At 48.5% G+C, this 13,195-nt stretch carries 13 protein-coding genes; all 13 read right to left on the bottom strand.

Annotation, left to right across the window (positions count from 1 at the left end):
• Nucleotides 1–88 precede the first annotated feature (88 nt).
• Nucleotides 89–1,054, bottom strand: a complete 966-nt coding sequence (mltG, locus tag ACI351_RS04105; protein ID WP_439733989.1) for an endolytic transglycosylase MltG — start codon at nt 1,052–1,054, stop codon at nt 89–91.
• 3 nt (nt 1,055–1,057) lie between these two features.
• Nucleotides 1,058–2,218, bottom strand: coding sequence for a tyrosine--tRNA ligase (gene tyrS, locus ACI351_RS04100; protein WP_439733988.1), 1,161 nt, complete (start codon nt 2,216–2,218; stop codon nt 1,058–1,060).
• Nucleotides 2,219–2,346: 128 nt separating this feature from the next.
• A complete protein-coding gene (locus tag ACI351_RS04095) occupies nt 2,347–2,676 on the bottom strand; it encodes a DUF805 domain-containing protein (protein WP_439733987.1) in 330 nt (109 codons plus the stop codon).
• Nucleotides 2,677–2,751: 75 nt separating this feature from the next.
• Nucleotides 2,752–3,306, bottom strand: a complete 555-nt coding sequence (locus ACI351_RS04090) for a DUF805 domain-containing protein (RefSeq protein ID WP_439733986.1) — start codon at nt 3,304–3,306, stop codon at nt 2,752–2,754.
• Nucleotides 3,307–3,315: 9 nt separating this feature from the next.
• A complete protein-coding gene (gene priA, locus ACI351_RS04085) occupies nt 3,316–5,286 on the bottom strand; it encodes a replication restart helicase PriA (protein ID WP_439733985.1) in 1,971 nt (656 codons plus the stop codon).
• A 6-nt stretch (nt 5,287–5,292) separates the two neighbouring features.
• Nucleotides 5,293–6,234 carry a uracil-DNA glycosylase gene (locus ACI351_RS04080; protein ID WP_439733984.1) on the bottom strand — a complete coding sequence of 314 codons (942 nt, stop codon included), beginning with the start codon at nt 6,232–6,234 and terminating at the stop codon, nt 5,293–5,295.
• Nucleotides 6,234–6,530, bottom strand: coding sequence for a hypothetical protein (locus tag ACI351_RS04075; RefSeq protein ID WP_439733983.1), 297 nt, complete (start codon nt 6,528–6,530; stop codon nt 6,234–6,236). Before ACI351_RS04075 ends, ACI351_RS04080 begins: the two co-directional genes overlap by 1 nt.
• Before the next feature lie 15 nt (nt 6,531–6,545).
• Nucleotides 6,546–7,142 carry a guanylate kinase gene (gmk, locus tag ACI351_RS04070; protein ID WP_439733982.1) on the bottom strand — a complete coding sequence of 199 codons (597 nt, stop codon included), beginning with the start codon at nt 7,140–7,142 and terminating at the stop codon, nt 6,546–6,548.
• A gap of 325 nt (nt 7,143–7,467) precedes the next feature.
• On the bottom strand, nt 7,468–8,670 hold the full coding sequence (locus ACI351_RS04065; protein ID WP_439733981.1) for a hypothetical protein: 1,203 nt from the start codon (nt 8,668–8,670) through the stop codon (nt 7,468–7,470).
• Nucleotides 8,671–8,949: 279 nt separating this feature from the next.
• Nucleotides 8,950–9,252 (bottom strand): TRL-like family protein, encoded by a 303-nt coding sequence (locus tag ACI351_RS04060; RefSeq protein ID WP_439733980.1) that lies wholly within the window; start codon nt 9,250–9,252, stop codon nt 8,950–8,952.
• 382 nt (nt 9,253–9,634) lie between these two features.
• Nucleotides 9,635–9,724, bottom strand: a complete 90-nt coding sequence (locus ACI351_RS04055) for a type IV pilin protein (protein WP_439733979.1) — start codon at nt 9,722–9,724, stop codon at nt 9,635–9,637.
• Between the two features lie 182 nt (nt 9,725–9,906).
• Nucleotides 9,907–12,711, bottom strand: coding sequence for a pyruvate, phosphate dikinase (gene ppdK, locus ACI351_RS04050; RefSeq protein ID WP_439733978.1), 2,805 nt, complete (start codon nt 12,709–12,711; stop codon nt 9,907–9,909).
• Between the two features lie 163 nt (nt 12,712–12,874).
• The coding region (locus tag ACI351_RS04045) for an MFS transporter (protein WP_439733977.1) at nt 12,875–13,195 on the bottom strand (321 nt) is incomplete at its 5' end.

Here is a 13,195-nt window from a genome sequence, read left to right as displayed (position 1 = left end):
TCTCCCTGAGGGAACAGAATATGCTTCGTGTATATTTTATCAAAAAAAAAAAACGGAACAACTGTTTTAGGGGGCGGGGAGATTCTTTCTATTTTCCGCGGATACGTTTGATGTTGCGGCGGTGTTCGTCAAAAGTTTTGGAAAAAACATGCCGTCCGCCCGATTCCGCCACAAAGTAAAGCGCGTCAAAATCCGGCTGCGGATTTAGCACCCCGAGTACGGATTCGTAGCTGGGGTTGCAAATGGGCCCGGGCGGCAGGCCGGCGTTACGGTAGGTGTTGTAGGGAGATTTAATTTTTAAATCTTTGTAGGTAAGGCCCTTTTTCCAATAGCGGTTTTCTTTTAAGTTAAATCCCAGCGCATATTGGACGGTCGGGTCCGCCTCCAAGCGTTTGCCGATGCGGAAGCGGTTTAAATAGACAGCGGCGATTTTGGGGCGTTCGTCGTGCACGACGGCTTCGCGCTCCACAATGGAGGCCACCGTTAAAACCTGCTGTTCGGTTAAATCGGTTTTGTATGTTTTAAAAAGCGGACCGATTTTTTTCTTGTATTGTTCCACCATTTCATTTACCACTTTGCGCGCGGGCGTGTTTTCGGCGAACAAATATGTGGAGGGAAAGAGTTTTCCTTCCAAATTTTCCCGACGCACAATATCCAAGAACGCGTGCGGATCCGTAATGCCTTTTTCACTCAGCATTTCGGCGATTTCTTCGCTTCTCCACCCTTCCAAAAAGGTCACTTTTTCGTAGTGCGTGCACTTGCCGCTTTTAATGCAGTTGATGACTTCAAACGAGGACGTATTTTTGCGTAAATCAAACCGTCCGGCTTTTAAATCGCGGGCGGAGGAGGTAAGTTTGAGCAGAATTTTAAACGCCAGTTCGCTGTGGATAACGCCCTTGGCTTTGAGCATTTTCGCCACGGACGAGCCGCTTTGGCCGGGTTCAATAGTAACTACGGTTAAATCTCCTTTACTGCAAAAATACGTTTTTGCGCCCCACGTTAAAAACGCGAGCGCAAAAACGAAGATTCCGCAGAAAAGGAGAAACCGTTTCATCCGTTATTTTACCAGTTTAAAGAAGTGACGTTTCCCTGCTTGCAGTACGTCGCCCGTTTCAAAAGACAGCGGTCCGTCCTGCGTTACTTTTTCGCCTTTTAAGCGCACGGCGCCTTGTTCAATCAGTCCGCGGGCCTTGTTTTTGCTTTGAGCTGCTCCGGCGGCGAATAAAACGGCGGAAAGCGTTGCGCCTTCTTCCGGTTTAAATTCGGGAATATCGGTGGGAAGTTCTTTTTTAGAGAATACTTTTTCGAAATTTTCCAAGGCAGCTGTGGCGGCTTCTTCGCCGTGGAATCGCGTAACCAAAATACCCGCCAGTTTCTTTTTGGCGGCCATCGGATGCATCGCTTTTATTTCGTCCATATTTTCGCTTGTTAACAGTTCGTAGTACATCGGCATCAGTTCATCGGGTATGGACATCAGCTTGCCGAACATATCGTTCGGTTCGTCGTTAAGCCCTACATAGTTGCCGTAGGATTTGGACATCTTTTTCACGCCGTCCAACCCCACAAGAAGCGGCACCGTAATGGCCACCTGCGGTTCCTGCCCGTGGTTCTTTTGCAGTTGGCGCCCGACCAAGAGGTTAAAAATCTGGTCCGTGCCTCCCAGTTCTATGTCTGCCTCCAACGCGACGGAATCCTGCCCCTGAAACAAGCTGTAAAGCACTTCCAACAGACTGATGGGGTTTCCGGAAGCCATACGTTTTTTAAAGTCGTCGCGTTCCAGCACCTGCGCCACGGTTACTTTTTGGAGTGTCTGCAACAGCTCTTTACCCGTTACGAACGGGTTGAGCCATTCGCCGTTAAAGCGGATTTCGGTTTTGGACGGGTCCAATACTTTAAAAGCTTGGTCCGTATAGGTTTTGGCGTTTTCCAAAATTTGTTCGCGCGGAAGAACGGGGCGGGTGGAATCGCGGCCGGAGGGGTCACCTACGGCGGCGGTAAAATCGCCGATGACGAGTACTGCCGTATGCCCCAAGTCCTGAAACCGGCGCAGGAGCGAAAGCGCCACGCTGTGGCCGAGGTGCAGGTCTGCGCTCGTTGGGTCGCAGCCGAGTTTTACTTTTAGTTTTTTGCCGCTTTCGAGTTTTTTGGCAAGGTCGGCTTTGGATACAACATCCACGCAGCCGCGCGTTAAAAAGTTGATTTGTTCTTCAACAGTCATTTGGGTTTTCTCCATAATAAAACGGGTATTTTTTATATTCTAGCATATACAAAAGACCGTTGCGTAGACAAAGGAAACCGTCCGGCAGGGATTTATTCCCCTGTCCGGACGGTTCCAGCGAAAATATATTACGGACGCATTCCGTAGAGGTTTTCTCCCTGCGTGCCCGGCCACAGCCAAAGTACAATTATGGATATGGGAAACAGGTACAGTAAAATGACCCAAAATCCAGAAGCATTAAAATCGTGCAGTCTGCGTACACTGGCGGACCATAACCACGCAATGCCCCAAATCATTATAATCCAACCGGCCGCCCAAAATAATACAGACGGCACAAAAAAATTTACTGCCGTTTCGGCGCGCCAGAAATAATAAGCGGGAAAGCCGAGCAGAATCCAACAAAACACAGAAGTGAAAAAATAGGACAGCCTCCCCATACGTCCATTCAGTCTAAACATACACTACCCCCTTGTACCGGCTTTTATTTCTTTAGAATAAGTCAAAAAGCTTTTTTTATCAGGGGCAAAAAAAGATTAGAAATTCGCAGTTTGGGTTGTCTGCTGCGGTTGGACAGAGGAGTGTTCTAGAGCATATTTAGAAAATCCCGCCATTGCAGCGGCCACCAAAATTCCGAGAGCTGCTGTTAAGCAGAGTGTGGAAAATCTAAAACGGTGCGGAAAGAAAGGTTCTGGGGTTGCACCAAAGCGATTTGCTTCGGGCGATCCTTTTTTTAACGCAAAAAAGGCCCACACAATTATTCCCAACACGCTGACCGCCGCGGCTGCGGTTTGGGAACTAAACGCAAACACGCTGGTAATAACGATGTATAAAAAGTACCACCATAGCGATAAATTAAGATCGTGCAGGCGGCGGGAATACAACGCAAGTCCTACCCAAAACACCAGTAGTGATATGGGCAGTGAAAACAAGTGAATAAGCAAAACTTGCCCCGACGAAAATTTATTAGTCACTGGCAGAAAGGACAACAACAGGTTGCCAAACGTCAGCAGGTTACAAATAAGGCCCACGGTGGCAAATTCTTCCCGTCCGGCGCGGGGGGTAAAACGAAAGAGATTTTTCCAGTTCATAGTTTGCTCCTAATAAAAATCATACGGATCGGCTGACAATTTTATTATAACTTTTTTGGCGGGGATAAAACTGTCCAATTCAGCGAGTAATTCTGCTCGGCGGGCATCGTCCGTTTTAAATAAAAGATATTGTTTTTTTAGTGTATCGGTCTTTTTTGCACACCACACGGGGCCGAGCACTTCCAAGGAGAGTTTCGCCCCCAGATGTTTCAAGCGCGCAGTTTCAGCGTTTAGCGCCTCGGTGTCTTTTGCTTTGATAACCACTTTAAACAAATGAACAAACGGCGGATATGAAAAACTTTCGCGCAGCAGGGTTTCCGTTTCCGCAGCGGCGGTATAATCGCCCGCCAAAAGGGGGGAGTAATCGTACGCTTCCTTATCCGCTGCCTGAATGATGAGGCGTCCGCCTTTTATGCCGCTTAAATGTCCTCGCAGGGAAAAAAGAGTTTGTCCGAATTTTTCGGAAGCGCGAAAATCGGGGCTGTCCAGTTCCAATTCTGCGTCCAAAACGGCCGCCAGCGTTACTTTGGCGCCGCGAAGCGCTCCCGAGGCCATACGCGTTCCCACGATAATATCCGCATTTCCGGTTTTGAGGGCGTCAAGCGCTTCAAAGCCTTGGCCGGATTTCGTTTTCATTGTGTCCGATTCCAAGCGCAGCAGTTTTGCTTTGGGAAAAATTTTGGTCAGCTCGGTAACGATTTTTTGCGTTCCGCCACCGCGCGATTTAAAAATCAGATTTTGGCACTTGGGACATTTCTGCTCAAGCGTTTCTTTGTGCCCGCATTTTTTGCAGATGAGTATATCTCCCGCCTCCGGTGTATTTTCGCGCGCCAGAATCGCACCGCATTTTTTACATTTGGCGTATGCCCCGCAGTTTAAACAATAATATGCGTTGGCGTAACCACGGCGGTTTAAAATCAAAAGAGAGGTTTCTTTTCGGCGCAGATTTTCCGCCAGTTCGGAAAGTAAAAAATCAGACAGAAATTTCGATTTCTCTCCTTTTTTGTCGGTAATTTTAATCTGTGGCGTAAACGCGCGGCCGGGTACGGGTTCTTTAAAATCCAGTTGTTTTACTTCGCCCGTTTGCACGCGTTTTAACATTTCCGCACTGGGCGATCCGGAGGCAAACAGCAGCGCTGCGCCGTGCATTTCTGCACGGAACATTAGTAGGTCGCGCAAATGGTAGTAGGGTTTGTTTTCTTCCTGTTTATAATTGTCGTCCTCTTCATCCAGTACGGCGGCAAGGCGCAGATTTTTAAACGGTAAAAGCGCACCCGAACGGGTGGCAACCACTACGCACGGAACGCCATTGGATACGGCGGAAAAGTATTTTTTCTTTTTGGATATTAACATTTTGCTGTGCCAGCAGAACACGTTATCCGCGCCGAATCGGGCTTCGGCTTCGGTAATGAGCTGCCTTGCGCCGACGACGTCCGGCACCGTGATTAACGCTTGTCCGTAACCGGACAGCACATCCCCCGCCAAACGCAGTATGGTTTCTGTTTTGCCCGTGTAGGCAGGGCCATTTAACAGCACGGGATGAAACTTATACGCGGGGAAAGCGCGTACGGTTTGCAGAGCGTTTTCCTGCGACGGGGTAAGCGTAAATTTTGGCGTTTTGACATCGATGTGCAGGGCCGCAGGCGGCGTATCCAATTTAAAATACGGCTGCGGAGGAACGAGGGCAAAGAGAATTTGCCCGATCGGGCCTCCCCAGCGGGATTTCATAAAACGGGCAAGGGGGAAGAGATCTGAACCGAAAATGGGACGTTTGTCTATAAGAGAAGCGATCTCTTTTAAGACTATTCCTTCCGGCGCGGCGGAAATTTCGGTCACTTGTGTAACCATTCCGCCTGTCAGCACGCGGCCGAACGGAGCTGTTACGCGCGCACCGGCAAGAATTTTTCCTTCCAATTCGGCAGGAACGGCGTAATCAAAATCGCGGTCAAGCGGAACGTCAAAGACAACTTTACAGAACATAATCTTTTATTTGGACGCGCCTTTCAGGCCAAGTTCAGCCATTACCATTTGCAGGTCAATCCACGCATCCTTTTTCCAACTTGGGTTACGCAGCAGCGCGGCTGGGTGGAAAGTCGCTAAAATTTTAACGGGGCGGGGGAGTTTTATACTATCCAAACTTAAATTGTAGAAGCGTCCCCGCAGCGCACCCAGCGACTTGGCGTCCGAAATCAGCGCCTTGGCTGATACACCGCCCAATGCGACGATGTATTTCGGACAGATAACAGCGATTTGCTGTTCCAAATACTTGCGGCAGCAGGCGATCTCTCCCGCATTCGGGGCGCGGTCGTTACCGTGTTTTTCGGGATGTAAAGGGTCCGTCATCGGGTGGCATTTGGCAATATTGGCGATAAACACTTGTTCGCGTGTAAGGCCCATTGCTGCAATCATTTTGTCCAGGAGCTGCCCCGCGCGTCCGACAAACGGACGGCCTTGGCGGTCTTCGTCAAAACCGGGCCCTTCGCCAATAAACATCAGCTCCGCATCTACGTTGCCTTCCCCCGGGACGGCGTTAATCCGCGTGGAGCCCAACGGACAGCGGGAACAATTTTTAATAGTGTCGGCTAGTGCTGCCAGCGCGGCGGTTTTTTGGGCGGTATTCATAAGAGTGGGCTCCTGTCGTCCTAAAAAGGCTCCTTTCACTGCGGGCTCTTGTGTAAAAGCGGGCTTACTTGCGGCGGCAACTTGCTGCCGCGCTTGAGCACGCGGGAATTCGACGGTTAAGGTTTCGCCTTCCGGCATAGGAGCGGGCGGCCGGCAGACATCCTCTGCAGGTTGTTCGCCTCGGGCAGATGCAACAGAAACGGCGGCGGGAGTTGCCGCCGCCGTTGCAATAAATTCATCTTCGTCCTGTGCGGCCAAAAAGTTTTTCAACTCCGAGGCCAAACGGATAAGCGAATCCTGCGTCATTATAATCTCATCGGTTCTTTGGCCTTGCGTTCCGCTTCTTTGCGGGCTTCTTCCTGCGCGCGCAGTTCGGCTTCCAGATTTTCTTTGCTGATGCGCAGTACTTCATCTTTGGTTACGCGGCCGGAGAGAATGTCGTCCAACGCCACTTTAATTACTACGGCGTGGGGCTGGTTTTTGTATTCCTGTTTCTTTTTAAGTTCTTTTGCCCAAGTGGATGAAAGCACGACAATATCATAACGGTCGCCGTCGTAATTCATCAACCTTGCATCAAATTCTTTATCATTTTTTGCGGACATATTCGCTCCCTCGTGTTACTTAAGATTTTTAATCTTTTTTAAATCCTGGCGGTTTACGCGGCACTGTTCGGCTGCCACAATCCCAGCCATATCGTTTACGGCTTTTTCCAAATCGTCATTTAGGAGGGCGTAGTCGTAACGGTCCAACTCCTGCATTTCTTTTTTGGCGGTTTCCAAACGAATTTCGATATCCTGCGTATTGTCGTTTCTGCCCAAAATGCGCTTTTTAAGCTCTTTTAAACTGGGCGGAACGATAAACACAGTAGCGGCTTGCGGATATTCGCTCTTCACCGTTCGCGCACCTTGTACGTCAATAACCAAAATGGGACAAATGCCTTTTTTTAGAAGCGTATCCACGGATTTTTTTGGAATTCCGTAATAGTGCGTATGCACTTGCGCCCACTCGAGCATTTGGCCTTTTTTTATGGCTTGTTCGAATTGTTTAATCGTTAGAAAGTGGTAGTCCTTGCCGTCTTTTTCGCCTTTGCGCGGCGCACGGGTGGTGGCGGTAACCACACGCGAAACGGATTTGTCGCGCTTTAATACTGCGTCCACAATAGTTGTTTTACCCGCGCCAGACGGAGATGAAACGATAATGGGAAAAGCATTCATAATCATATTTTAGTAAATAATCTCTCTTGCGTAAAGGGAAAAAGGAATAGAAACACTCTAAATACCTGTATAGTTACCTTCAGAAAGATTAAGAGCGGCGCGTTACGGAAGCAATGGCGATAAATTCCATACTCATAATAAGCAGATTGTCTTGGTTGGTTTGCATAAGCTAATCTCCTGAGGTAAAGTTGTTTATATTTATACTATGCTTGTTTTTTTATACAAAAAACAGGGTCTTTGGACCTAGATAGAAGGGGAAAAAGGACCTGTTTTTTAGGGAAAGAACGGCAAAAAAATCCCCTGTTTGGGGACAGGGGAAGAAAACTTACAAATATCCCTTGGGCATCGGCGGAGGAGGCGGTGCATTGACTTCGGACAGCGAGCGAATAATTGCTTCTTTAAACGGTTTCGCGTATGGGTTGGCGAAGTTTGCACGCACCTCCCGTGCGGCGGGTGCGGACAGAAATGTTTCGGCGGTTACTGCCGGCCAGTTGTTGCGGGCGGAATCCGCCATTTCTGCCGGAAGATTTTTGAGCAGACGGGCATAAAATTCCTTCAAGCGTTTATTTTTTGCGTACGGGCCGAAAACCAATTCCAAATATTGGTTTTTATTCAAGCCTACAAAGCCGGCTTGAAAAGAAAAAGAATTGTTGTGGCTGGTAACGAACAATGCTGTTTTTTTGGGCATCCAGTAAGTGTCAAAGAAAGGAAGTTTTTCTTTTGGAATAATCCCCAGAAAAAATTCTTTATCGGGTGCGGCCTGCCACCGGTTGATATCTTCTTCCGTAAACCCCAGCCCCTCAACGACAAAGATTGCATCGTTATGCGGTACTGCAAACATACGGGTTCGTTTGGATTGGGGTTTTACAAAAAAATGCTTGTTTTCGGCAGCCAACAAATACAACACCGTTTGCCATAGGGGAATATCGGCGTTAAAGTTTGGATTTTTTGAAAAAGACAGCACATCCTGCGGTTTGATTTGGGAATTAAGCAAAAGCCCCGCCACAAAATAATTATATTCGTAATGCAGTGCAAAATCCGGCCGCGCCGCATAAGTAAGGCGAATGTCGCGTACCGCATCTCCAAAATTGGTTGCATCGGTCGCTTTTACGGGCAAGCCATAATTGTACTGGGAATAGAAGGTGGCCAGTTCCGTTAAGGGTTCGCTGCTTTGGTGTGTTAAATACGTCAGCAGGTGCGTGGTTTCATGCATCCCTAAGTTAATGGCTGCGGGGAGAGCGTCTTTTTGATCTGGATTAAGGAAAATGACGCCAATTCCGCCAAACGCGCAAGCACCACTTTCGCAATAAGAAATTTTTAAGCGGGAAAAATCGGCTTTTACTTGATACACGTCCGCAATGTAGCGCGCACCAAGATATACCCAAAACGACAAACGGAGCGGTTTAAATTGCATAGCTTCAGGATTAGTATAAATTTGTTTCAGCGTAATATGTTTGTCTGCGGCATTAATTTCTTCCAAATCCAATTGCCGCGCGTTTTTCTTTAGCCACGTTAAAAAATCATCCACACGGTACCAACCTTTAGTATGCTGGGGATCAGAAAAATCGGATTGTCCATAATATTCCTGCAATTCTGTTTGAACAAATGTGTACAGCGGGGGAGTTTGCTCGTGTATCTGGGCTTGTACGCGCTGCCTGATATTCCCTGTGGGTTGCGCAGAGAGAGGAAAAAATAAAAAAACGAAGAGTAAACAAAAAAGTATTTTTTTCATATATCGTAGTATAAGGGGAAAAAGGCAGCGTGTCAAGGAAAAAAGGCCCCGAAATTCGGGGCCTGATAAAAAAGCTTAGTTACCTTTAACAACAGTACAGGCTTCTGCCCACACAGCATAGCTTTTGATTTCTCTGTCTACAGAAGCTACTTTGGTAATTCTGCCGTTTTTCTTGGCGGCTTCAATAGACATATCGCCGGAAATGTAAATGCCCAAAATGTTGGTAGCGCAAGCGCGGCCGACTCTGGAACCGGAATTAGCGGTAACCAACATCGGCTGTTTGGTTTGGCTGAACAACGCTCCGCCAACATAGGTGCTGGGGGTGGCACAGGCGGCCAACATCAGGCTGGCACCCGCCAAAGCGAACATTTTTTTCATAGGGAAAAACTCCTTAATCAAAGTATACGACTCCCTATTTTACAACCTTTTGAGCAGGTTTTCCAGTAGTTTTCTCTAAACAAGATAATGTTTCCTTATGGACGTGAGCACGTGCCCAATCCGCAGGTGTTCTGCCTGCATTGTCTGGCGCGGGGAAATGTAGCGTTTTTTCAACGCGAAAATAAGAGTTTTCAGTTTATTTTATGACACACTCTTTTGTACTCTCACTTTCTACTAAGATTAGAGACAGTTCCGCCCCGTTGCATATACTGCGGCACAAAGAGTATGTGGCCGGATTTTCCGCACTGCAAACATAACCCGCCAACGCCTTCACATTAACCAACGCTTCAGAGGCCCTTGCACGTTCCCCCGCTTTTTGATATTACGGCACGGCAACCGCCGCCAATATGCCAATAATAAGAACAACCACCCACAATTCAATAAGCGTAAATCCGTTATGTTTTATTGCCATACACTTTTTCTCCTATACTCAGGGCCCAGTTATGGCAATAAAAACGGCTATTATTCTGAGCCCACAAACAGTAGCCCAAATATAACAACCGTGGTTTGAGAAAGTCGGCTCACTTCGGTTTTAATTAGATAAAAAACTCCCCGCCAGCAACAAGCGCGGGGAGCTTTTTGATATGCAAGAACTTATTTGCGTTTTTTAGCCAATACGTCTTTGGCGGCGGCTTGCGCGGCGGCCAAGCGGGCTATTGGCACGCGGAACGCCGAGCAGGATACATAGGTAAACCCTTCGCGGTGGCAGAATTCCACGCTTTCGGGGTCTCCTCCGTGTTCGCCGCAGATACCTACTTTCAGGTTGGGTTTTTGGTCGCGCCCTTCATTGACGGCGTGTTGGATAAGCATACCTACACCACGCTGGTCGAGCGTTTGGAATGGGTCAGCTTCCAAAATACCTTGTTTCAAGTATTCGGGGAGGAACGAACCGATGTCATCGCGCGAGAAACCAAATGTCATCTGCGTCAGGTCGTTGGTGCCGAACGAGAAGAAATCCGCTTCGCCCGCCACTTCGTAAGCAAGAACGGCGGCGCGGGGAATTTCAATCATCGTGCCGACGGAGTAGTTGAGTTTTTTGACTTTTGTTTTTGCCACTACTGCGTCGTAAGCCTCACGGATAAGTTTCTTCTGGGCGACGATTTCGTTTACATCGCAGGTCAGCGGAATCATCACTTCGGGCACGGCTTTATGGCCTTCTTTAATCAGTTCGGCAGCGGATTCAAAAATCGCGCGGGACTGCATCAGTGTAATTTCCGGATAGGTTATACCCAAGCGGATACCGCGGTGACCCATCATCGGATTGACTTCGTGCAGCGCGGCGGCACGTTCTTTGAAAACGTCCATCGTAATGCCGAGTTCTTTAGCCAGTTCCTGCTGTTTCTCAGGCAGGGTGGGTACGAATTCGTGCAGCGGCGGGTCCATTAAGCGGATAGTGACGCTGTAGCCGGACATCGCTTTCATCGTAGCTTTAATATCCCGCTTCATAAAGGGGAACAATTCTTCCACGGCGGCTTTGCGTTCTTCTTCGGAGCCGGATAAAATCATCTTGCGCAGAATGAAGAGCGGTTTTTCGGAATTTTTTCCATAGAACATATGTTCAATACGGAAGAGCCCAATACCTTCGGCGCCGAATTTGCGGGCTTTTAAGGCATCTTCTTCCGTGTCGGCATTGGCGCGTACTTTTAAGGTGCGTACTTTGTCACACAGCGAAAGGAAGGCAGCCAAGTTTTTGTTCCCTTCTCCCGCGGCCAACATTTTTAAAGCGCCTTCATAGACAAAACCTTTCGTCCCGTTCAAGGTCAGCGCGTCGCCTTCTTTATACGTTTTACCGCCCATTTTGACGGTTTTATCGTTTAAATTGATTTCCAGTTCGCCGCAACCCACAATACAGCACTTGCCCCAGCCGCGCGCCACAAGGGCCGCGTGCGAGGTCATACCGCCGCGTTGGGTAAGAATACCGGCCGCCGCGCGCATACCTTCAATATCCTCGGGGTTGGTTTCTTCACGCACCAAAATGGCGTTTTGGCCCGATTCCTGCAGTTTGATGGCGTCTAGGGAGCTGAACACAATCGTTCCGGCCGCGCCTCCCGGGCCGGCAGGGAGGCCTTTAGCTATGGGAGTAACACCCGCTTCGGCTTTGGGGTCAATGGCGGGGAGCAGCAGTTCTCCGAGCTGTGCCGGAGTAACGCGCAGGACGGCTTCTTCTTTGGTAATAAGACGTTCTTTTACCATATCAAGCGCCATTTGTACGGCTGCGGTGCCATTTCTCTTGCCGACGCGGCACTGAAGCATCCAAAGTTTTTGGTCTTCAATGGTAAACTCAATGTCCAGCATATCGTGGAAATGTTTTTCCAGTTTTTTCTGGATAGCGTCAAGTTCCTTATAGGCTTTGGGCATTACTTTTTCAAGCGTCGGCAGGTGTTTGGAATGTGCGTTAGCAGACCACTTATTCATCGGAGAGGGGGTGCGGATGCCGGCCACCACATCTTCGCCTTGGGCGTTAACCAGATATTCACCGTAGAAATGGCTGTCTCCGTTGCCCGGGTTGCGGGTAAACGCCACACCCGTAGCGCTGGTGTCGCCCATATTGCCGAATACCATTGTTTGTACGTTGACGGCGGTGCCCCAGTCGTGCGGGATGTTCTCAATGTTGCGGTAGGCGATAGCACGTTTGCCGTTCCAAGAAGCAAATACCGCGCCGATGGCGCCCCAGAGCTGTTCCATTGCGTTATCCGGAAAGTCTTTTTTTAGCACTTTTTTGACGGTTTTCTTAAATTCCGCGCAGAGTTTAATCAGTTCTTCCGCGGGGATTTGCGTATCGTCTTTTACGCCGAGTTTGGTTTTTACATCGCCGAGCAAACCGTCCAAAATTTTGCGGATGCCTTCACCGTCTTTGGGTTCAATTCCGGCGGCTTTTTCCATTACTACGTCGGAATACATCATAATCAGGCGGCGGTACGCGTCATACACAAAGCGGGGATCGCCCGTTTTGGCAATCATACCCGGGATCGTTTTTTCCGTCAGGCCGATATTTAAAATGGTTTCCATCATACCGGGCATAGAAGCACGTGCGCCGGAGCGGACGGATACCAAAAGCGGATTCTTTTCGGAACCGAACACTTTTTTTGTTTCGCGTTCAATTTTTTTGAGGTTGGCTTCTACGTCGGATTTTAAGGTTTTTGGATAGGTGCGTTTATTATTCCAATAATAGGTACACACTTCAGTAGTAATGGTAAAACCGGGAGGAACGGGGAGTTTTAACTGGCCGGACATTTCGGCGAGGTTGGCCCCTTTTCCACCCAATAATTCTTTCATTTTGCCATTCCCCTCGGCTTTTCCTGCACCGAAAGAATAAATGTATTTGGCGGCTTTAACGGCTTTTTTTGTAGTCTTTTTGGCGGCGGTTTTAGCCGCTTTTTTGACGGTTTTTTTTACCATATATAGTCGTTTCTCCCATGTAAAATAGCACGGCACGGACGGGTGTCCGCTTTTGTCTTCTATATTGTAATACATTTCTGATTTAAAGAAAAGATGTATCTGAATTTTTTATGTTATAATAAAAGAAATTTCTTTGAGGAGATAGTTTATGCGCAATATTATTTCAACTCTTTGTATTCTTATATTTATGATTGGTTCTCTGTTTTTTGGCGGCAAATTTTTGAACAGAGAGGTTGCCTACTATCAAAAAGATAGTAGGGCGCACTCCGCGCAGGCTGGTGCTGCCGCTGAGCTGGGAGACCAGGCTGACGGTGAAGGTGCCCAGCATGGAGGCGCCCTTGCCGCAGATATCCAGCAGGCCGAAATATTCGCCGGATTTTTCCGGGGGGATGATCTTGGCAAAGTGGGACCGGGACAGGGCCTGCACGCCGCCCTCGGTCTTGTTGTAAAGCACGGCGGCAAGGTTTGCGGGGACATTGGCAAT

It is taken from the genome of Candidatus Avelusimicrobium sp. (genome assembly GCF_051874775.1).
Taxonomy (GTDB): domain Bacteria; phylum Elusimicrobiota; class Elusimicrobia; order Elusimicrobiales; family Elusimicrobiaceae; genus Avelusimicrobium.
Note: the sequence above shows the minus strand (reverse complement) of the source record. Positions and strands in the feature narration are given on the sequence as shown.

Coding starts and splice junctions, on each gene's coding strand:
- ACI351_RS04090 (WP_439733986.1), bottom strand. CDS start 3,306: ATGAACTGGAAAAATCTCTTTCGTTTTACCCCCCGCGCCGGACGGGAA.
- ACI351_RS04095 (WP_439733987.1), bottom strand. CDS start 2,676: ATGTTTAGACTGAATGGACGTATGGGGAGGCTGTCCTATTTTTTCACT.
- priA (WP_439733985.1), bottom strand. CDS start 5,286: ATGTTCTGTAAAGTTGTCTTTGACGTTCCGCTTGACCGCGATTTTGAT.
- ACI351_RS04075 (WP_439733983.1), bottom strand. CDS start 6,530: ATGTCCGCAAAAAATGATAAAGAATTTGATGCAAGGTTGATGAATTAC.
- ACI351_RS04055 (WP_439733979.1), bottom strand. CDS start 9,724: ATGGCAATAAAACATAACGGATTTACGCTTATTGAATTGTGGGTGGTT.
- ACI351_RS04080 (WP_439733984.1), bottom strand. CDS start 6,234: ATGACGCAGGATTCGCTTATCCGTTTGGCCTCGGAGTTGAAAAACTTT.
- ppdK (WP_439733978.1), bottom strand. CDS start 12,711: ATGGTAAAAAAAACCGTCAAAAAAGCGGCTAAAACCGCCGCCAAAAAG.
- ACI351_RS04060 (WP_439733980.1), bottom strand. CDS start 9,252: ATGAAAAAAATGTTCGCTTTGGCGGGTGCCAGCCTGATGTTGGCCGCC.
- mltG (WP_439733989.1), bottom strand. CDS start 1,054: ATGAAACGGTTTCTCCTTTTCTGCGGAATCTTCGTTTTTGCGCTCGCG.
- tyrS (WP_439733988.1), bottom strand. CDS start 2,218: ATGACTGTTGAAGAACAAATCAACTTTTTAACGCGCGGCTGCGTGGAT.
- gmk (WP_439733982.1), bottom strand. CDS start 7,142: ATGAATGCTTTTCCCATTATCGTTTCATCTCCGTCTGGCGCGGGTAAA.